The organism is Mammaliicoccus sp. A-M4, from assembly GCF_022386955.1.
Classification (GTDB): Bacteria; Bacillota; Bacilli; order Staphylococcales; family Staphylococcaceae; genus Mammaliicoccus; species Mammaliicoccus lentus.
The window spans coordinates 71,572-93,227 of sequence record NZ_JAJNHH010000009.1 but is presented as its reverse complement, the minus strand read 5'-3'; the positions used below and the strand labels follow the sequence as shown (position 1 = coordinate 93,227).

Below are 21,656 nucleotides of genomic sequence, written 5' to 3'. Positions count from 1 at the left end.
GATTTTAAAATGGTCAAGTTAAATAACAATGTAGAGATTCCAGAATTAGGATTAGGCATTTACAAAATAGAAGATCAAGATGTTGAAAGGGTAGTTCAAACGGCAGTAGATGCAGGATACCGTGCAATAGATACAGCTTGGTTCTATAAGAATGAAAAAGCGTTAGGAAAAGCATTGAAAAATTTAAATGTACCACGTGAAGAATTATTTATTACAACAAAGCTGTGGAATGATTTTCAAGGATATGATAGAACAATAAAAGCATTTGAACAATCAATGGAAAGTTTAGATTTAACATATTTAGATATGTATTTAATTCATTGGCCATGTCCAGAAGATGAATTATTTATAGAAACTTATAAAGCATTAGAACAACTATATAAAGATGGCAAAATTAAAGCTATTGGTGTATGTAATTTTAAAGAACATCATTTAGATGCTTTATTAGCAGAAACAGAAATAGTGCCAGCTGTTAATCAAATTGAGTTTCATCCTTTATTCAATCAAGATGCATTGCAAGCTTATTGCGAAAGTAAAGGTATAAAAGTTATGGCTTGGAGTCCACTTATGAGAGGTGGAGAATGGTTAAACAATGAAACGCTGAAAAGTATTGCCCAACAGTACGATAAAACCGTTGCTCAAGTTATTATTAAATGGCATTTACAACAAGGTAGACTTGTTATACCAAAATCCCAAAATAATAATAGAATAAAAGAGAATTTTGATGTCTTTGATTTTGAATTAAATGCTCAAGACATTCAAAAAATAGACGATTTGAATATTAATGAAAGACAATTTAGAGATCCAGACGAAGTAAAAATAGGCGATATGTAATAAATTAACCTTCACAAATTTGTTTGAAATAAGATGTATTTTATATATATCTTTTAGTAGAATGAATATGTGGAGGTGTTTTTATGTTTAAATTTAAAAAACCTAATCAACACGGTGTGTGGTCAATGATTGTACTTCCAATTGCTTTTGGTATTGCTGTTGGAGGATTCTCGTTTTTACATTTACTACTATATTTAGGTGTTTTAGCAGTTTATTTTATGAGTGATCAAGTATTTTTCTATTTAAAAAAGAGGAAAAAGCAGAAAGGGTATTTGTATACTGCGGGCATTTTCTTTATTGTTGTACTTATTTCGTTTATTCCTATCGTGATTTTACGACCTGAAACTTTTTACATATTTTTACTTATGATACCATTGTCACTAGTTAATGCTTATTTTGCTAAAAAGAAAAACGAAAGAGCATTTACAAATGATTTAATAGCTGTAATAATATTTTGTCTATTTGGTATAATTAGTACGTTGTTAAATCAATCATTATTAGATGTAAACAAATGGTTTACTGTGTTTATTATTAGTTTTCTATATTTCTTTGGTACCATTTTATATGTTAAGACGATGATTAGAGAGAAAAAATCTCAAAAGTATAAATGGAGCTCATGGCTTTATCATGCGTTTATTGTATTAATTGGATTATTAATACATCCAATTATCATGGTTATGTATATACCAAGTTTAGTAAGAGCTATTGTTCTTTACGGACGCAAAATTAAAATTATGCAAGTGGGGATGATTGAAATAGCTAATTCAGTGTTTGTACTGATCATGGGATCTATATATTTACATTAAGATATATTGTGAGCATAAAATAAAAAATCACTGTGCCATTAGACAAATCTAATAGCACAGTGGTTTTTTACTTTTTTCTTTATTTCAGAATTTCAATTATTTTCTAACCGCTTTTAAGATAAATGATAATACTAAGATTAATAAGATAGAGCCAATAAGAGCTGGAATAATTGCTACGCCGCCCCATACTGGGCCTATTTCTCCTAAAATTTTACCACCGATAGCTGAACCAATTAGACCAGCTATGATGTTACCAATGATACCACCTGGGATATCTTTACCTAAAATTGCTCCGGCTAGCCAACCGATTAAACCGCCTACGATTAACATAACTATAAAACTCAACATAGTATGTGCTTCCTTATATGTTTCTTGTTTACTTTCTATATTTACCCATTAATTTTCAGCTGAAACATAGTTCGTTGTTTTGAATAGTTTTTGCCATAAAATAAAGAAAATATAAATAAGAAATACAGGAACGAGTAAAAACCAATGAGGCGTTAGAACTATCATACATATATATGAAACGATTGTAACGATTTCACCTACTAATCTTGGATGAATAAAGTATTTATATATACCTTTTTGGTAAGTCTTCGCAAGACGTCTTCCATTTAATTCAGTTGGTTCGGTGAATAACGAAAGATAAGCAATTATTTGACCGAAGATAAATAAACTCACGCCAAAGTAAGGTAGTGATTGATAAATTGATTCGTCACTGTCTAAAAATACAATATTTAAAGACATACTAAAAATAATAATTATTATATAAAGAACGAAAAATTGATTTTGAATATAATTTGGTACGTATCTAATCTGAATCCATGTATGTAAAAATGCCCATATAAGTAACATAGCTGTTACAGCAATCGTGATGAAATTGATTTCTTTAATGATTATAAAAGATACTAATCCATTCAAAGCAATTGTTATAGAAATAGCATAATGATCGATGTGCTGTTTCTTATTCATTACTACAAAGTTATATGACATTAAGACGATACAGAGAATGATATTAATCATAACTAGGATTGCCATGTCTGTCTCCTGCCTTAAAATAGTCTCATCTTCGAATTATATCAATTTCTATTCATTTAATCACGAAATATAGTATGACAATTAAAATTCAATTACGATTTGACAAAAATATGAAAATTATAATAAGATAAATTTACGCTACTTTGTAATACAAAATAGCTATAAAAGATTAGAGGTTATAAACATGTCAATTCGAACACAAATGAGAAAAGGTCTATTAGACGCATGTATATTATCAATCATCCAATCACAACCTGTGTATGGTTATGAATTATCTAAGAAATTGAATGATTTTCAATTCGCAGAAGTCTCTGAAGGAACGATTTATCCCATTCTTTTAAGGTTATTAAATAAGGAATTTATTTATAGTGAAGTTAAACCGAGCGAGCAAGGACCAAAGAGAAAATATTATTTCATTACAGAAAAAGGTAAAGAAGAACTAGAAATTGTTACAGGAGAATGGAATAAAATTAAAGGGCCAATCGATGAACTATTAACGAGGAGTGTAGATTATGACGCAAACAACAAAACAACTGATTGATTTGAACAATAAAAAGCGTGAACAATTAAATGAAGAAGATTTAGAAGTTTATGAAGATTTTTTATTATATGTGCGAACAGATTTAAGAGTAAGTGAACATGAGACAGAAGTAATATTAAATGATGTATTAGATCACTTACTAGAAGCGACATCTAACGGTAGATCAGCTATTGAATTCTTTGGTCATGACGTGAAAGGTCATGCAGATGAAATTTTAGAGGAATTACCTAATGAATCTAACAAAGCGATTATGAATATGGTTGTGATGGGAATGGTTTATTTCTATAGTATATACTTCATAACCTCAGGAATAGCGGGTATTTTTGCAGATTATAAAACATCACTATTATCGCTAATATCAATGTTAATAATAGTACCTATTGCGGGATTCTTTATCGTAAAAGCTTTATTTCGTATTATTCAAAAATATATTTTTGATAAATCTAAGTATAAAATGTTAAAAGAAAGCTTATATGGTGGAATTATAGTAGGGATAATACCAGCTATTATAATTATAGGACCAAATATAGCATTTGGAGATATGACTAAAGTATACATACCTTGGTGGTTATATATTATAGTGGGTGTCGCAATTTATGGGATTTATAAACTGATTGGATCTAATAAAAAAGAGGGGGTGGGACAGAAATCTCATTTTAATAAATAGATTTCGTAGTCCCACCCCGGCAAGGATGACTAGGGTTGGAGACTTCTGGCTATACGCCTTTTTTATTGCTCCATAGTAATGTATGCAATTGTGGCAATACATATATATCGTTTAGTGTATCGTTCATGACTTTATCTATAAGTTCTTCGTATTTACTTAGTAATTTCTCTGTGTGATTTGAAACACTATCATCTAAATAAGGGTTTCCAACTTGTAAATAAAACGGAATGTCTGGGTATCGAGCGTGAATATCTTTAGCAAATTTATAATCTTCATCATCGAATATGACAACTTTTAAAGATAAACTCTCTTTAGTACATTTTGAAATCACGTCATCCAAAATAGGTAGACTTGGTTTCATACCAGAGCTTGGTGGTTTAGGACTGATTGTTAAGTCGTCTATATCCACCATCCATTCTTGAAATTTAGAACCTTGTGTTTCTAGCGCAGTTTGAATCTTTCTTTCTTTAAATGCTTCAACAAGAGGGCCGATATTTTTAATTAAAGCTGGATTACCACCAGAAATAGTGACATGTTGATATTGATTAGGAGCAAGTTGATCTAGTTCTGAAAGGATTTGTTCAGGTTCTAGTAGTCGAATATCGTCTTTAGCAGAACCATCCCAAGTAAAGCTTGAATCACACCAACTACATCTATAATCACAACCACTTGTTCTAACAAACATGGTTTTTCTTCCAATAACCGAGCCTTCTCCTTGTATAGTCGGACCAAATATTTCAAGTACAGGAATTTTAGGCATTATTTTCACCCTGTTTCACAGGACGATAAACGACATAACTTGTTGGTGTCTCTCTAACAAAGACTTGTACACATTTAGGTTTATTATCACGATTATCTAATGATTCTTGTACAATATTATATATTGTTTGAGCAACTTGCTCTGTTGAAGGGCTGTTGTCTTTAAACTCTTCGAAATCATTTAATAAACGATGGTCATATCTCTTGTGTATAAGTGATTTTAATTCACTGAAATTCACTAAAAATCCCATTTTGTCCAATTCATCACCAGCGATTGTTAAATTAATGAAATATGTATGCCCATGAACATTATGGCATTTTCCAGATTCTTCATAAGGAATGTAATGTGCGCTTGAAAAATTAAAGTCTTTATTTAGTTCAAAAGCATATGGATGCTGAACGCTAGGGTATATTTGTTGTAACATTATAGACTTCCTTTCAATTCAAGGTACTGTGATAAACCTTGATTTCTTAATTTGCATGCAGGACATTCACCACATCCGTCAGCTATAACACCGTTATAACAAGTTAATGTACGTTCACGAACATAATCAAGTGCACCTAATTCATCACTCAACGCCCATGTTTCTTGTTTGTTAAGCCACATAAGAGGTGTATGTATAACAAAATCTTTGTCCATTGATAAATTAAGAGATAAGTTCATAGATTTAATAAAACTATCTCTACAATCTGGATAACCGCTAAAGTCTGTTTCACAAACGCCAGTGATGATATGTTTAGCACCGATTTGGTAAGCAAGTGCACCAGCAAATGATAAGAATAATAAATTTCTAGCTGGTACGAATGTGTTTGGTATACCATCTTCATTATTTTCGATTTCCATATTGTGATCTGTTAAAGCGTTTGGAGATAATTGTGAAAGTAGTGACATGTCCAGAATATGATGTTTCAAACCTTGTTCTTTAGCAATATTTTCTGCTACTTCTATTTCTAAATCATGTCTTTGTCCGTATTGAAAAGTAAGGAGTTCTACTTCTTTAAAATTTTCTTTCGCATAAAACATACATGTCGTACTGTCTTGACCACCGCTAAAAACGACAAGTGCTTTATCATTTTTTAATGTTTCTGACATAATCTTTCTCCTTTAAAAAGGCATAAAAAAAGCCTGCCTTCTATAAAAAAGGTAGACGAAGTGTCTAGTTTTTTATAGAGGGTATGAGCTAGGAACCTCTTAGTTTATTGAATATACAAATGATAATACAATCAAATTGTAAAAGCAAGTTTATGATATGGTATGATAGGTCTGAAAATAATAAACAAAGTGAAGGTATTTTTATGATTATTATGATAGACAACCATGATTCTTTTACATACAACATTATCGAATATTTAAAAATTATTACTATTAATGAAAAAATTAGAATTTATAAAAATGAAGATATCAATATAGATATGCTTAATAGTTTAAACCCTAAATCTGTTATTGTTTCACCAGGTCCGGGACACCCTAACGATTATCCAAAGCTGATGGAAAATTTGTATCAAATACATAAACACATACCTATTTTAGGTGTTTGCTTAGGGTTTCAGTTATTAATAGCTACGTTTAATGGAAAAATAGTAAACGGTCAAAAGCCTATTCATGGTCATGTTGCTGCTATTAAACATGATGGTAAAGGAATATACCAAAACTTACCGTCTTCATTTAATGTAACGAGGTATCATTCATTAATAGCAGATGATACTTGTATTCCAGATGAATTTATTATTTCAGCATGGACGGTTGAGGGGAATATTCCAATGGCAATAAGACACAAAAGCTTACCAATTGAAGCGGTTCAATATCATCCTGAATCTATTTTGAGCGAATTTGGCAAAGAGCAAATTGCAAATTTTCTTACGAAGGTAGGTGTTGAAGTTGAAAGCACATATACAATTTAAATATATCAATGATAAAGATAATATAGAAAAATTAAATTTAAAGTTTGAAAAACCTATTTATTATATGGTTGCTAATACTATCGAAGAGGTTGAAAAATTAATAAATAAAGCAGAGTATTATCAGAGTAGTGGTTATTATGTAGTCTTAAGTTTACCTTATGAAAGTGCGCCAGCTTTCGATAAAGCATTGCAAGTATATAATGATCAAGAAAACTACGGATCGTTACAAGTTTATAAAAGTCCTGTTAATCAATTTGAAAATGAGTCTGCTTATGAAACATCTTTAAAAAATATAAATTGGCACCCAGTTGATAGTGAAGAAACGATACAATCTAATATACATTTCATACATAATGAAATTATTAAAGGAAACACTTATCAAGTGAACTATACGACGCGTTTAATAGGAAACCGTATAAAAAAACCTTATCATTATTTTAAATTATTAACTTATGAATCAAATGGTGATTATCAAGCATATATCGAGAACGATAATGAAAGCATTATTTCGGTATCACCCGAACTATTCTTCCAAACTGGTCCATATCGTAATAAAAATAATTGCATTGTTACGAAACCAATGAAAGGTACAATTGCTAGAGGACAAAATAACGAAGAAGATAAAATTAATTTCGATGTTCTTAATCAATCTAATAAAGATAAAGCTGAGAATGTTATGATTGTGGATTTATTAAGAAATGATTTAAGTAAAATTTCTAAAACAGGTACAGTAAAAACAACCGATTTATTTATGATTGAGAAATATAAGACCGTATATCAAATGACGAGTACGATTTATAGCGAAATTTCCTCTAATCAAAGTCTATATCATATATTACAAGCTTTATTCCCGTGTGGATCGATAACTGGCGCTCCTAAAGAATCAACTATGAAAATTATTCATGAACTTGAAACATTACCGAGAGGTGTTTATTGTGGAACAATCGGTTTAATGTTACCTGATGGCAGAAATATTTTTAATGTTCCAATTCGTACAATACAAAACAAGAAAGATAAATCCATCTACGGTGTTGGGGCGGGTATAACAATTGATTCAAATCCTCACGCAGAAATAAAAGAATTTAAAATGAAAACAAAAATACTAGATAATCCAAATGTTCATTTAATAGAAACTATACGTATTGAAAATGGAAAAGTAAGCAGGCGTAAAGAACATACTCGAAGAATTGAAAAAAGCGCTGCTGAATTGAATATCCCTTTTAACCGTAATCAATGGGATGATGTACTGGATACCGCTTTAGAAAATCACTCAAATGGTACATATAAGTTAAGGATTGAATTGGACCGCTTAGGAGATTTTCAAGTGGAAATAAATGAATTGAGTAATACTAATAAACCATTTACAGCACAATTAATGCTTGCTAAAGAAGTTCCGACGTTATATACAATCAATAAGACTACTGCGCGAAAGCATTTTGAACACTCACATGAAACGAATGTTGTATTATATTATAATGAAGAAAATCAAATAACCGAGTTTGATATTGGAAATGTCGTTATTTTTGAAGATGGTGATTACTTCACACCACCATTTAGTAATCAAATTTTAAATGGATGTATGAGACAATCTTTACTAAGAGATGAAATAATAAAAGAACGAATTATAAATAAGGATATGTTATTAGATGGTATTAAAAATCGTAAAATTAAACTGTTTATGATTAATAGTTTGAGAGAATGGATAGAGATAGATTTAAAATTTTGATGGCAATCTATGATGACAAATAGTAAAATAGATACCATCTTATAAGGACGGGTGAAAATAAATGTTCTTAGCATTATTATATTTAATAATTATCATTTTAGTTGTTTTTTACATGAAGAATATTGTGTTAACACATTTGAGAAGAAACAATAATAAGAAGAGTTTTGCTTTTCTATATATAGGATTTGCGATATCAATATTATTTGTAGGTTTATTTGTTAATCAAATTACGTCTGTTTTTATAGACTTAACAGATGTGTTTTATCGCAAGTAATGGTACATGATATAGCGAAACAGAATGAGGTGTCTTTATATGCGCATATATCCTAAAGGTGATTCTGCTCTAACTGTTATGAGTGATAGAGAACCTTCTAGACAATTAACGCACGAAATAAATGAATTTAGAATGGACATACTAAACAAAAATATGCCATTTATCGATGAGGTTATACCAAGTGAAAATAGTTTAATGGTTGTTTATCACCCATATAATATGATGATGAATCATGATATTTCTCAACCTTTCAATTATATGCATGAATTAATAGAAGGTATAATTAAGAAAAAGAAAGAAGACTTAAAGGATAGAGAAGTTCGTAAGACTGCTGTTGAAATCGATGTGGTTGTAGGCGGGATATATGGGCCTGATTTTGACGGTCTAACTGATTTGTCAGATGAAGAACAAATACAAGTTTTAGAATCAAGAACATACTTTGTTTCTATGATTGGCCACACACCAGGCTGTCCATACTTATCGGGGTTAAGCCACAGATTGCATTCTAAAAATTCGGGTTATAAACAATTTATTCCTAAAGGATCTTTATGTATTGAAAGAGATAAGCTTTTTATTACGACTACAGATACAAATGGTAGTTGGCCAGTTATAGGTTGGACAGAAGTTGAAATGTTTGATAGAGAAGAAAGTAAATGTAAATTAAACTTTGGTGACGATGTTGTTTTAAATGTTGTAGATAGAGAAACAATTGAGAGTGGAGGGTATAAACCATGTCACTAATTATGAGAGAACCTGGTCTATACACTTCAATTCAAGATTTAGGTAGACAAAAATTCCAACATATTGGTATCGTGAAAAATGGTTCCATTGATCAACTTAATCATAGATTAGCAAATATGTTAGTAGGTAATGATGAAGATGAAGCATTGTTAGAAATGACTTTTAAAATGCCGAGTATACAATTTACAGAACCAACATTAATTGCAATTACCGGTGCACATTTTCCTGCATATCGTGATGACAAGAAAATATTACCGTATAAAATTCATTTAATGAATAAAGGAGAAGTACTCAGTTTTGAGGATGCTCATAAAGGTACTAGGGTATATCTTGCAATAGCAGGGGGAATAGTGGCTGATGAATGGTTAGGTTCAAAATCTACTAGTATTAGATTAGGAATGGGTGGACATAAAGGACGTTTATTGCAACAAGGCGATGAAATAGAGCTTTTTAGAAATTATTCACCATTACAAAAGAAACTATTCGCCAATTTAGAAGAAACTAAAACGGCAGATTGGGGTATAGACCAATATACACTTGCTTTAAATTATTTCACGGACATCTTCCATATTATTTCAGGAGAAGGTATGTCACATTTCAAACAAGATGAAATAAAAAATCTAGAAAATAGAGTGTATAAGATATCCAATCGTTTTAATAGAACAGGATTAACGTTAGAGGGAGAATCAATCGTTAATAGAGAAATTAACGATCAATCATTCTTAAGCGTTAAAAAAGGTACAGTTTTATTAAATGAAGAAAATCAACTCGTTATTATGTTGAATGATCATCAATCATTATCAAGCTACCCTCAACTAGGGACTATTGCCTCATATCACATAGATAAACTTGCACAGAAAAAACAAGGTTCCAAAATAATCTTTAGGACATTAAGTATTGAAGAAGCTGAAAAAAATATGAAAAAACATGCACAATTTGTAAAACAAATAAAGACAGGCATAAAATATAAATTACAAGAAGAAATGCAAAAACAATCGAAACATAAAATGTGACGGTTATATGTACTTTTACACATTTTTTGTGGTAGATATAGGTTTTTAGTTGAATTTTTTTGTAAAGTAGTATAAATTATAATACTGAACATCTATTAATATTACAAGAATATTACAACGGTCAATAATTTGTAATGAATTTATAAAGGAAATTGATGTGAGTTGAGATACGGAGGAAAGGTATGAAATCAAAAAATAGGAAGATAGGCGTCTTTACGTTCTTCTTGCTAACCGTTTTAGCGATTGCGTTGAAGACTTATTTTGCCTATTATGTGGACTTGTCACTTGGGGTAAAGGGACTAGTACAAAATTTAATACTATTAATGAACCCATATAGCTTAGTTGCATTAATATTAAGTGTGTTTTTATTCTTTAAAGGGCGTAAATCTTATTGGTTTATTTTCATAGGAGGATTTATACTAACATTCCTGTTATATGCGAATGTTGTGTACTTTAGATTCTTCTCTGACTTTTTAACATTTAGTACATTGAACCAAGTAAGTAACGTTGAATCTATGTCTGGTGCTGTATATAGTTCATTCTCATGGTACGACTTTATTTACTTCACTGATACGATTATATTCTTATTTGTTCTTGTATTTAAGAGCAAGTGGCTTAATACAAAAGCATTCCCTAAGAAGTTCGTTCCAGTAGTAATGGGCGTTGCGGTAGCATTAGCATTTTTAAATTTGGCTTTTGCTGAAGCTGATAGACCAGAATTACTTACTAGAACATTCGATCATAAATATTTAGTTAAATATTTAGGTCCATATAATTTCACAGTATATGATGGTGTTAAAACAGTTCAAAATAACTCTCAAAAAGCGTTAGCTAGTGAAGATGATCTAACTGAAGTTAAAAATTATGCTAAGCAAAAATATCAAAAACCTAGTAAAGAAACATTTGGTATAGCCAAAGATAAAAACGTCATTAAAATTCATTTAGAAAGTTTCCAATCATTCTTAATTGATTTTAAAGTTAATGGGGAAGAAGTTACACCATTCTTGAACTCACTTGCTAAAGGTGATAAAGGATATAAATATTATCCAAACTTTTTCCATCAAACTGGACAAGGTAAGACTGCCGATTCAGAGTTAACGATGGATAATAGTATTTACGGGCTTCCGCAAGGTTCAGCTTTCTCATTAAAAGGAGATAACACTTATCAATCTCTACCAGCGATTTTAAACCAGAAACAAGGTTATGAAACATCTGTGATGCACGGTGACTACAAAACATTCTGGAATAGAGATCAAGTGTATAAACATTTTGGTGTTGATAAGTTTTATGATGCAACGTATTACGACATGAAACAAGAGAATCAAGAAAACTTAGGTCTTAAAGATAAAGTGTTCTTCGACGAGTCGATTGCACATCTTAAAGAGCAGAAAGAACCATTCTACTCTCATTTAATTACGTTAACTAACCATTATCCATTTACATTAAGTAAAGAAGATGCAACGATTGAAAAACCAAACACAGGTAGTGCGACGCTTGATGGTTACGTTCAAACAGCGCGTTATTTAGATGAGTCGTTAGAAGAATTTGTGAATCAACTTAAAAAAGAAGGTCTTTATGATGACTCTGTTATAATGATTTACGGTGACCATTATGGTATCTCTGAGAACCATAACAAAGCCATGGCAAACCTATTAGGTGAAGATGAGATTACACCTGCTAAATTTATGGACTTAAATAGAACACCGTTCTTTATGAAAGTTCCTGGATTAGAAGGTGGAGTTGATGAAACTTATGGTGGTCAAGTAGACGTTATGCCTACATTACTAGATGTATTAGGCATTGACGCTAGTAACTACATCATGTTTGGTACAGACTTATTATCAAAAGGTCACGATGAAACAGTAGCATTTAGAAATGGTGACTTCATTACACCTGAGTATAAATCAATAGGTAGCGCAGTTTATGATAATAAGACTAACAAACCGATGAAGACTAAACCGCAAGACTTACAAGAAAATAAAAATAAAGTAGAAAAAGAACTTGAATTGTCAGATCAGTTATTACATGGTGACTTATTCAGATTCTATGACAATCCAGACTTCAAGAAAATAAAACCATCAAGCTATGAATATAAATCTGGCAATGGCTATCAAGAAGAATAAGAAAAATAGTTTGAGACATAAGTCTTAATTTAAAATAAATAAGCATATCACTTAACTAATATATTAGTTGAAAAGTGATATGCTTATTTTTATTGTTCAATTTGCTGTTTATCCTAATGCAACATCTAATATCATCATAATCGTAAATCCACCCATTAATCCTAATGTTGCTAAATCTGTATTATTTCCTGATTGTGATTCTGGTATTAATTCTTCAACGACAACAAATATCATCGCACCTGCTGCAAAAGCTAATGCATACGGTAATATAGGCGTGGCAAGAACTACTAATAATGCGCCTAACATTGCAAATACTGGTTCAACTAGCGCTGAAGCTTGTCCATAGTTAAATGCTTTCCACCTTGAAAGACCAGAGGCACGTATAGGCATAGATAATGCTGCGCCTTCAGGTATGTTTTGTATACCAATACCAATCGCTAAACCAAGTGCACCTAATAAAGTAGCACCTTCATTACCTGTAGCAACACCTCCAAAAGCTACACCTATTGCCATACCTTCAGGAATATTGTGCAGAGTGATGGCTAAGAATAATAATGTATTCTTTCCAAGTTTAGTGTCTGGTCCTTCAACTCTTTGGCTTTTATCAGGTGCATTTTGGTGCGCATGTGGAATGACAAAGTCTAATAATCTAATGAAAACCCCACCTAGTAAGAAACCAATTGCAGCTGGTAACCAAGGCATGGCTGAATCTGAACTTTGATCTATAGAAGGTTGTAATAAAGACCAAAAACTAGCAGCTATCATCACACCTGCTGCAAACCCTTGCATTGTATTTATAACTTTTGTATCTATGTTCTTAAATAAATAAACAAATGACGATCCAAAAGCTGTAAGTAGCCAAGTGATAATACCTGCTAATAATGCTTGTAAATATGGTGGAAGCGTTGTAAAAAACTCTTGCATTGTTTGTGCTCCTTCGTATCTTTTATTGTAAAAAGAGTGTATAATATATTAATTGAAAACTGAGAAAACTAAAGGATGTTAAAACATGGAAGCATATAAAATTGAACACCTTAATAAACAATATGGTGATAAAGTTATATTTAATGATTTGGATTTATCCGTTTCTTATAAAGAACGAATAGGACTTGTTGGCATTAACGGAACTGGTAAGAGTACTTTGCTAAAGGTCATCGCGAATATAGATGATGATTATGATGCAAAGACATCTTACCCTAATCAATATCAAATTGCATATGCTAGCCAAAAACCTGAATTAAATGGAACTTTATCTGTAATAGATGAAGTACTAAATAATGAAACAGAGATGACGAAGGTTATAGCAAATTATGAAAATGCATTGAATAAATATCAACAAACTGGTGAATCTAAAGACCTTGATTTAATGATGGAATATCAATCTCATATGGATAGATTGAACGCCTGGGATTACAGTGCAGAGGTCAAAACAATTTTATCAAAATTAGGTATAAATGACTACCACAAAAAAATATCTGAATTAAGTGGTGGTCAGAAGAAACGTGTAGCATTAGCTAAAGAATTAATACGTAAACCTGATTTGCTTTTATTAGATGAACCAACAAACCATTTAGATATAGAAGGTATAGAATGGCTTGTAAATTATATTAAACAATACCCACATACCATTATGTTCGTTACGCATGATCGTCACTTCTTAAATCAAGTTGCTTCACGTATCGTTGAGTTGTCTAATGGAAAACTGACAAGTTATCCTGGTAATTATGAAGCATATATTCAAGCAAGAGCAGAAAAAGAAGAAATAGAAGCTCAACAACATACAAAGAAAAAAGCGCTATATAGACAAGAATTACATTGGATGAGACAAGGCGCTAAAGCAAGATCTACTAAACAACAAGCGAGAATACAAAGATTTAATACTCTAGAAGAAGATTTATCTAATAAGAAAACTCAAGGTGAAGCAAGTCTTAACTTAGCTCATTCTCGATTAGGGAAACAAGTATTTGAGCTAGAAGACATTACAAAATCTATAGGTGATAAAACACTATTTGAAAACTTCACTACAATCATACAAAAAGGAGACCGAATAGGTATTGTCGGTGAAAATGGTGTGGGTAAAACGACTTTGCTTAACATTATTAGTGGGTTAGATCAGTCATATCAAGGCAACTTAATTACTGGTCAAACTGTTAAAATTGCTTATTTCAAACAACAAGATGATAGTTTGAGTTCTGATGAAAGAATGATTGATTACTTAAGAGCAGAAAGTGAAGTGGCAAAAGAAAAAGATGGTACTGTAGTATCTGTTACGCAGTTACTAGAACGTTTCTTATTCCCTAGTCAAACACATGGTACTCAAATTAATAAACTTTCAGGTGGAGAGCAAAAACGTTTATATTTATTAAAATTATTAGTCCATGAACCAAATGTTCTTATACTAGATGAACCGACTAATGATTTAGATACAGAAACACTTACAATTTTAGAAGCGTATATTACAGAATTTGGCGGAACTGTAATTACAGTTAGTCACGATAGATACTTCTTAAATAAAGTGGCTAATAAATATTGGTATATACATGATAAACAAGTAGAACCATTGTTAGGCACTTTTGAAGATTATTTAGCTTATAAACGTGAATTAGATAAAAAAGCTAATCAACAACATAAAGCTGAAGTTAAACAAGAAGAGAAACCAAAAGCGAACGCAAGGTTATCATTCAAAGAGAAAAGAGAACTAGAAGAATTAGAAAATAATATAGAATATATCGAAACAAGATTAGAAGAAATAGAACAAGAAATGATAGATAACGCTACAAACTATGAGAAATTAAACGAATTGACTCAAGAAAAGACATCGATTGAAACGCAATATGAAGAGGATTATATGCGTTGGTCATCCTTATCAGACAGATTATAAGCATATAGAGGTGTAATATAGATGCAAAATATTTTAAAAGAATACTTTGGGTATCAACAATTTAGAGATGGACAGAAAGAAATTATTGATAAAGTGATTGATCATCGACCAACATTAGGTGTTATGCCGACTGGCGGAGGTAAATCAATTTGTTATCAAGTACCAGGACTTTATTTAGATGGCGTAACAATTGTCATCAGTCCTTTAATCTCCTTAATGAAAGACCAAGTTGACAGCTTAAGGTCTATGGGGATTAAAGCTGAATTTTTAAATAGTACATTAACAAATAAAGAGAAGAATAGAGTAGAAAGAGAACTTGTTTCAGGACAAGTTAAATTCCTATATATTGCACCAGAGCGCTTTAATCAACCACAATTTGTACAATTAATAAATAAATGTAATATTCAACTTATAGCATTTGATGAAGCCCATTGTATATCTAAATGGGGACATGATTTTAGGCCGAGTTATCAAGAAGTGATAACTCATGTTATGAGTTTACCACATCATTTTAGATTAGTTGCATTAACTGCTACGGCTACTCAAGAAGTACAAGAAGATATTTCACAGAAACTAGGAATAGCAGAACAAGATATTGTTGAAACTTCTATTAAACGTGAAAATTTAACATTTAAAGTAAATAGTACGTACCAAAGATTGAACTTCGTCAAAGATTATGTAAAAAGTCATATTAATCAATCAGGCATCATTTATTGTTCAACAAGAAAACAAGTAGAACAACTTAGTGAGACTTTTGACGATTTAGATATAAAAAATGTTATGTATCACGCTGGTTTGCCGAAAGAAGAAAGAGAACGTGCACAAAGAAAATTTATAGATGATGATATAAAATTAGCAGTCGCTACCAATGCTTTCGGAATGGGAATAGATAAATCTAATGTGAGATTTGTGATTCATTATAATATGCCTCAAGACATCGAGTCTTATTATCAAGAAGCAGGTAGAGCAGGACGAGATCAATTAGACAGTGAATGTATATTGCTATTCTCTGATAGAGATATTGATTTACAAAAATTCTTTATTTCTTCTAGCCAAGCGGATGATGAATATAAAGAAAAACAAGGCGAGAAGTTAAGACAAATGATTCAATACACGAAGACAACGAAATGCCTTGAAGCGATGATGATTCATTATTTCAACCCTGATGAAAAACTTGAAGAGTGTGGAAGATGTTCAAGTTGTTTAGAAGCTAAAAAATCATACGATATGACTACTGAAGCACAGAAAATTTTAAGTTGCATTGCGAGATTAAAACAACAAGAAAAAAGGAATATGATTATACAAGTACTTAGAGGTGAGAAATCAACTCAGATAACATCTTTAGGGTATGAAGAGCTAAGTACTTATGGAATACTAAAAGATTATACTACAAACGAATGTCACCATTTATTAGACGAGTTAAGGTTTAAAGGATATTTAAATGAATATAAAGAAGTATTGAGTGTTGACCAATCAGCGATGGAAGTTTTAAGAGGTAATGTACAAATTATGACAACACCATTTAAATCTAAACCTAAAGAGATTGTAGATATACAAACAATAACAGATGTAGACCGCTCATTATTTAATCGTCTAGTTGAAGTTAGAAAAGACTTAAGTAAAGAGTTAGAAGTATCCCCGTTATCTATCTTTTCTGACCAAATTTTAGAACAATTTGCGAAACGCCTACCTGAATCTAAAAAAGAAATGATTATGATAGATGGAATAGGTAGTTATAAATTAAAACACTATTGTCCAATATTTATTGATACAATTAAAAAATATAAACAACCAATTTAAAAAACAATGAATTTTATTGTTTATTGAGGGTAAATGATTATAAAGATAAATCTAATTTTGAACAATAAAAGGAAATGTGGGGTATATTGGGATGATTAAATTTAAAAATGTTTCAAAATTATATGGTACTAAAAAAGCGGTTGATAACGTTAGTTTCAACGTAGATAAAGGGGAGTTTTTTGTATTAATCGGGCCGTCGGGGTGTGGGAAAACAACGACGCTTAAAATGATTAATCGCTTGATTCATTTATCAGATGGATATATTTATTTTAATGATAAACCAATTAGTGATTATGATGTTTCTGAAATGAGATGGGATATAGGTTATGTATTACAACAAATTGCTTTATTCCCACATATGACGATTAAAGAAAATATTTCACAAGTACCTGAAATGAAAAAGTGGAAAAAACAAGATATTGCAAAACGCGTTGATGAATTATTGAATATGGTAGGGTTAGACCCAGATACATTTAGAGATCGATACCCTAGTGAATTATCAGGTGGACAACAACAAAGAATCGGTGTTATAAGAGCCTTGGCTTCAGATCCGCCGGTAGTACTTATGGATGAACCATTCAGCGCTTTAGATCCAATTAGTCGTAAAAATTTACAAGATGATGTACTGAAGTTGCAATCTGAAATTAACAAGACAATTATCTTTGTCACACATGATATAGAAGAAGCGATGAAAATGGGAGACCGTATTTGCCTCTTAAATGAGGGACATGTTGAGCAAATTGGCACAACAGAAGATTTTATTCACCATCCTAAAAATGAATTTGTTAAATCATTTATTGGTAATATGGATGCTCATGTACTAAAACAAGTACAGTTAGGAGATATCGCGCAACCTATTTCAGAAGTTCATCCAACTTCTATAGATGTTTATCCTAAAGTAACACCAACACAAACCATTGATGATATATATGGATTGTTAGCTGAACATGAAGCAATTGTAATGGATAAAGGCGAAGAGGAACCAAGCCATATTGTAACTAGGCAGTATGTTTTTAGTTACTTAGCTGATAAGAATAGAGGTGTTTCATAATGAATGTATTATTCGAAACATTATCTAGTAGAAAAGGACAATTGCTAGAAACGTTACTGGAACATATTCAATTATCGTTTATTGCTTTACTTATTGCAGTTGTTATCGCTGTTCCATTAGGTATTTTACTTACGAAAACAGATAAAATTGCTGAAGTTGTAATTAACATTGCGGCAGTTCTCCAAACAATCCCTTCGCTAGCCTTGCTAGGGTTGATGATTCCATTGTTTGGTATTGGTCGTATTCCAGCTATAATTGCATTGGTTATTTACGCATTATTACCAATCTTAAGAAATACATATACAGGAATCAAAGAAGTAGATCCTTCCCTTATTGAAGCGGCTAGAGGTATAGGAATGAAAACAGGTAGAAGACTTTCTAAAGTCGAATTACCACTCGCTATGCCAGTAATGATGGCTGGTATTAGAACAGCTATGGTATTAATTATTGGTACTGCTACGTTAGCAGCTTTAATTGGTGCAGGAGGACTAGGGGATTTAATTTTACTCGGTATTGATCGTAATAATTCATCACTCATATTATTAGGTGCGATACCAGCTGCAATTCTTGCTATATTCTTCGACGTATTCTTAAGAATGTTAGAGAAAATTTCATACAAGAAATCGATTATTATTCTAGGCGCAATTTTACTTGTTTTCTTAATAACAATTATCGCTCCTTTATTTGGACAAAAAGGTGAAAAAATTACATTAGCAGGTAAATTAGGCTCTGAACCAGAAGTTATCACAAATATGTATAAAATTTTAATTGAAGATGAAACAGATAATACGGTAAATGTGAAGGCTGGAATGGGTAAGACTTCATTCTTATTTAATGCTTTAAAATCTAATGAGGTGGACGGATATCTTGAATTCACTGGTACTGTATTAGGAGAATTAACTAAAGAAACACCTAAATCAACAACAGAAAAAGATGTATATAATCAAGCAAATGATAGTTTAGAAAAGAAATTTGATATGCAATTGTTAGAACCTATGAAATACAACAACACGTATGCTTTAGCAGTTAAAGAAGAATATGCTAAAAAACATAATTTAAAAACTATTTCTGATTTGAAAAAAGTTGAAGGTGATATTAGACCAGGCTTTACGCTAGAATTTAACGACCGTGAAGATGGTTATAAAGGCATTCAAAATAAATACAACTTGAAATTCAATGATGTAAAAACAATGGAACCTAAATTACGTTATCAAGCGATTGAAAGTAATGATATTGACTTAATAGATGCATATTCAACAGATGCTGAATTAAAAGAATATGGCATGGTTGTATTAGAAGATGACAAAAAGTTATTCCCACCATATCAAGGCGCACCAATGATGAAAAAAGAAACTGTTGAAAAGCATCCTGATGTAGTGAAAGCAATGAACAAATTAAAAGGTAAAATTAGTGACGAAGAAATGCAAGAAATGAATTATCGTGTTACGGTAAAAGATGAAGATGCATATCAAGTTGCAGAAGAATATTTAAAGAAGAATAATCTAATTGACTAAAGCCATTGATTTATGAAAATGGTTAGGTCTATAATATTATTTAATTGAGGCTGAGACATAAACAAATGACTCAGCCTTAAATGTTATATTTGCAATGGATATCTGGTTTGAAAATGTCCTTGTATCAAGCCTTTCAATCTAGTTATCTTTAACGGAGTGACACATAGAAATTTTATGAGAACGAATAGATTTCTATGTCACACTTATTTTTAAATATGGAGGTCATAGGATATGAAGCAACAATTAAAAGAGTTACAGGCTTATCAGCCTGGTTTATCACCAAGGCAACTAAAAGAAAAGTACGGCATTGAAGGGGATATGGTAAAGCTTGCTTCAAATGAAAATTTGTACGGCCCTTCTCCGAAAGTTAAAGATGCAATACAAGAAAGTCTAGATGAGTTATTTTATTATCCAGAAGTGAAACAATTTGATGTAAAAGATACTTTGAGTCAGTTTTTAAACGTGAAGAAAGAACAAATATTTTTTGGATCTGGTTTAGATGAAGTTATCATGATTATTTCTAGAGCAGTATTAGAAGCAGATGATGAAATATTAACGAGTGATATGACGTTTGGACAATATAAACATCATGCTGTCATTGAACGTGCACAAGTTAAGACGACGCCACTTAATAATGGTTATTTTGATTTAGATGCAATGTACGAAGAAATTACTGATAAGACGAAATTAATATGGATTTGTAATCCTAACAATCCATCTGGAACATATTTACCACACGAGGAACTAGAATCGTTTATTAAAAAAGTTCCAGATAATATTATCGTGTTAATTGATGAAGCATACATAGAGTTCGCTGTTGCTGAAGATATGCCTAGAAGTTTAGAATTATTAGATAAATATAAACAAGTTGTTGTATTAAGAACATTTTCTAAAGCATATGGCTTAGCATCACAACGAATTGGATATGCGATTGCCGATGAATCATTACTCAACCAACTTGATATTGTTCGTCTACCTTTCAATGTAACGTCACTATCCGCAGTTGCAGCTAACGTAGCGTTACAAGATCAAGAATATTTAAAAGATATTACTAACAAGAATAGAACTGAAATTGAAAAATTCTTAAATTCTTCATTTAAAGAACATTTATACGACAGTCAAACAAACTTTGTATTCGTAAACACAGATAAACCTCAAGAACTATACGATCAATTATTAAAAGAAGGTTTTATCACAAGGCCGTTTCCTAATGGAGTTCGTATTACAGTTGGTTTTAGTGAGCATAATGATAAAATGATTAAAGTATTAGAAACCTTTTTCGAAAAAGTGAATTCATAAAAAAGGAAAGTGAATAAGTTCTTTGTTATAATAGTATACATGAGATATAAAAGGAGAAGGTATAATGGCGAAACAAACAATCGGTATTGATATGGATGAAGTGTTAGTTGATACAATTAAAAAATTATTAATGCGTTATAATCAAGAAACTTCTTCAAACGTTACTATGGAAGAACTAAAAGGTAGTAAAATTAGAAATATGATGCCTGAACACCAAGGTATTTTAACTGATATTCTTAGGGAAGATGGATTTTTCAGAGATTTAGAAGTATTTGATGATGCTGTAGATGTTGTAAGAAAATTAAACGAATATTATGATGTTTTTATCGTTACAGCTGCAATGGACGTACCTACATCATTTGCTGATAAATATGCTTGGTTAAGAGAACACTTACCATTTATTGATCCACAACATTTTGTATTTTGCGGTGATAAAGGAATTGTAAATACAGATTACTTAATCGATGACAATCCTAGACAATTAGAAAGCTTTAATAATCATTCAATTATGTATGCAGCAGCACATAATATTGATTATGATAAGTGGCCAAAAGTATACAATTGGAAAGAAGTAGAAGAATACTTCTTAGGTGAAAATGGAGAATACAATAAACAGAAAAACTTATCCGAATCTATAAAGTAATTGTGGTATTTCATTATTTAATATCACAAGAATTAAGCTAACAA

General features: G+C 31.2%; 21 protein-coding genes. 15 read left to right on the top strand and 6 right to left on the bottom strand.

The annotated features are described in order from the left end of the window. The first annotated feature begins 9 nt into the window (after positions 1 to 9). Both LQ682_RS09075 and LQ682_RS09070 read left to right on the top strand, forming a co-directional pair. Positions 10 to 834, top strand: coding sequence for an aldo/keto reductase (locus tag LQ682_RS09075; RefSeq protein WP_103268639.1), 825 nt, complete (start codon positions 10 to 12; stop codon positions 832 to 834). An 83-nt stretch (positions 835 to 917) separates the two neighbouring features. Further along, the gene (locus LQ682_RS09070; RefSeq protein ID WP_064210855.1) at positions 918 to 1,640 is read left to right on the top strand and encodes a YwiC-like family protein; all 723 of its coding nucleotides are present in this window, start codon (positions 918 to 920) and stop codon (positions 1,638 to 1,640) included. Positions 1,641 to 1,736: 96 nt separating this feature from the next. Here LQ682_RS09070 and LQ682_RS09065 read toward each other — a convergent pair whose 3' ends face one another. Next, positions 1,737 to 1,985 carry a GlsB/YeaQ/YmgE family stress response membrane protein gene (locus LQ682_RS09065; protein WP_026023751.1) on the bottom strand — a complete coding sequence of 83 codons (249 nt, stop codon included), beginning with the start codon at positions 1,983 to 1,985 and terminating at the stop codon, positions 1,737 to 1,739. Between the two features lie 51 nt (positions 1,986 to 2,036). Next, positions 2,037 to 2,678, bottom strand: a complete 642-nt coding sequence (locus LQ682_RS09060) for a hypothetical protein (RefSeq protein WP_017001200.1) — start codon at positions 2,676 to 2,678, stop codon at positions 2,037 to 2,039. A 184-nt stretch (positions 2,679 to 2,862) separates the two neighbouring features. Between LQ682_RS09060 and LQ682_RS09055 the strand changes: the two genes are divergently transcribed. Beyond that, positions 2,863 to 3,219 carry a PadR family transcriptional regulator gene (locus tag LQ682_RS09055; protein ID WP_064204687.1) on the top strand — a complete coding sequence of 119 codons (357 nt, stop codon included), beginning with the start codon at positions 2,863 to 2,865 and terminating at the stop codon, positions 3,217 to 3,219. After that, positions 3,191 to 3,886, top strand: coding sequence for a DUF1129 family protein (locus LQ682_RS09050; protein WP_147641093.1), 696 nt, complete (start codon positions 3,191 to 3,193; stop codon positions 3,884 to 3,886). The genes LQ682_RS09055 and LQ682_RS09050 overlap by 29 nt, the downstream gene beginning before the upstream one ends. A 49-nt stretch (positions 3,887 to 3,935) precedes the next feature. Here the strand turns inward: LQ682_RS09050 and queE are convergent, their stop codons facing one another. Genes queE through queC form a run of 3 tightly spaced genes read right to left on the bottom strand, consistent with a single transcriptional unit; the run spans position 3,936 to position 5,738 of the window. Further along, entirely contained in the window at positions 3,936 to 4,646 is a 711-nt protein-coding gene (gene queE, locus LQ682_RS09045) for a 7-carboxy-7-deazaguanine synthase QueE (protein WP_103268636.1), read from the bottom strand. Next, on the bottom strand, positions 4,639 to 5,070 hold the full coding sequence (gene queD / locus LQ682_RS09040) for a 6-carboxytetrahydropterin synthase QueD (protein WP_103268635.1): 432 nt from the start codon (positions 5,068 to 5,070) through the stop codon (positions 4,639 to 4,641). The genes queE and queD overlap by 8 nt, the downstream gene beginning before the upstream one ends. Then, entirely contained in the window at positions 5,070 to 5,738 is a 669-nt protein-coding gene (gene queC, locus LQ682_RS09035) for a 7-cyano-7-deazaguanine synthase QueC (RefSeq protein ID WP_103268634.1), read from the bottom strand. The genes queD and queC overlap by 1 nt, the downstream gene beginning before the upstream one ends. Positions 5,739 to 5,941: 203 nt before the next feature. On the opposite strand from queC, the gene LQ682_RS09030 reads away from it, so the two are divergent. From LQ682_RS09030 to ltaS, 5 genes are all read left to right on the top strand, one after another. After that, complete coding sequence (locus tag LQ682_RS09030; RefSeq protein WP_167543713.1) at positions 5,942 to 6,547, top strand: anthranilate synthase component II; 606 nt, start codon at positions 5,942 to 5,944, stop codon at positions 6,545 to 6,547. Continuing rightward, positions 6,519 to 8,273: a bifunctional chorismate-binding protein/class IV aminotransferase gene (locus LQ682_RS09025; RefSeq protein ID WP_239724133.1), complete on the top strand. Its 1,755-nt coding sequence runs from the start codon at positions 6,519 to 6,521 to the stop codon at positions 8,271 to 8,273. Before LQ682_RS09030 ends, LQ682_RS09025 begins: the two co-directional genes overlap by 29 nt. A gap of 313 nt (positions 8,274 to 8,586) precedes the next feature. After that, entirely contained in the window at positions 8,587 to 9,288 is a 702-nt protein-coding gene (locus LQ682_RS09020; RefSeq protein WP_017000379.1) for a carboxyltransferase domain-containing protein, read from the top strand. Beyond that, complete coding sequence (locus LQ682_RS09015; RefSeq protein WP_239724131.1) at positions 9,279 to 10,301, top strand: 5-oxoprolinase subunit C family protein; 1,023 nt, start codon at positions 9,279 to 9,281, stop codon at positions 10,299 to 10,301. Before LQ682_RS09020 ends, LQ682_RS09015 begins: the two co-directional genes overlap by 10 nt. A gap of 182 nt (positions 10,302 to 10,483) precedes the next feature. Continuing rightward, complete coding sequence (gene ltaS / locus LQ682_RS09010; protein WP_017000377.1) at positions 10,484 to 12,424, top strand: polyglycerol-phosphate lipoteichoic acid synthase LtaS; 1,941 nt, start codon at positions 10,484 to 10,486, stop codon at positions 12,422 to 12,424. Positions 12,425 to 12,532: 108 nt separating this feature from the next. On the opposite strand, the gene LQ682_RS09005 is transcribed toward ltaS, so the two are convergent. Then, positions 12,533 to 13,348, bottom strand: coding sequence for a ZIP family metal transporter (locus LQ682_RS09005; protein ID WP_017000376.1), 816 nt, complete (start codon positions 13,346 to 13,348; stop codon positions 12,533 to 12,535). Between the two features lie 85 nt (positions 13,349 to 13,433). Between LQ682_RS09005 and LQ682_RS09000 the strand changes: the two genes are divergently transcribed. The 6 genes from LQ682_RS09000 (at position 13,434) to LQ682_RS08975 (ending at position 21,612) form a co-directional block, all read left to right on the top strand. Further along, positions 13,434 to 15,305 carry an ABC-F family ATP-binding cassette domain-containing protein gene (locus LQ682_RS09000; RefSeq protein ID WP_239724129.1) on the top strand — a complete coding sequence of 624 codons (1,872 nt, stop codon included), beginning with the start codon at positions 13,434 to 13,436 and terminating at the stop codon, positions 15,303 to 15,305. Between the two features lie 21 nt (positions 15,306 to 15,326). Then, on the top strand, positions 15,327 to 17,105 hold the full coding sequence (recQ, locus tag LQ682_RS08995) for a DNA helicase RecQ (RefSeq protein ID WP_017000374.1): 1,779 nt from the start codon (positions 15,327 to 15,329) through the stop codon (positions 17,103 to 17,105). 91 nt (positions 17,106 to 17,196) lie between these two features. Then, positions 17,197 to 18,156 (top strand): ABC transporter ATP-binding protein, encoded by a 960-nt coding sequence (locus LQ682_RS08990; protein WP_017000373.1) that lies wholly within the window; start codon positions 17,197 to 17,199, stop codon positions 18,154 to 18,156. Next, positions 18,156 to 19,670 (top strand): ABC transporter permease/substrate-binding protein, encoded by a 1,515-nt coding sequence (locus tag LQ682_RS08985; RefSeq protein WP_147641089.1) that lies wholly within the window; start codon positions 18,156 to 18,158, stop codon positions 19,668 to 19,670. The genes LQ682_RS08990 and LQ682_RS08985 overlap by 1 nt, the downstream gene beginning before the upstream one ends. A gap of 231 nt (positions 19,671 to 19,901) precedes the next feature. Beyond that, positions 19,902 to 20,969: a histidinol-phosphate transaminase gene (hisC, locus tag LQ682_RS08980; protein ID WP_147641088.1), complete on the top strand. Its 1,068-nt coding sequence runs from the start codon at positions 19,902 to 19,904 to the stop codon at positions 20,967 to 20,969. Between the two features lie 64 nt (positions 20,970 to 21,033). Continuing rightward, on the top strand, positions 21,034 to 21,612 hold the full coding sequence (locus LQ682_RS08975; protein ID WP_017000371.1) for a 5' nucleotidase, NT5C type: 579 nt from the start codon (positions 21,034 to 21,036) through the stop codon (positions 21,610 to 21,612). The last annotated feature ends 44 nt before the right edge of the window (positions 21,613 to 21,656 follow it).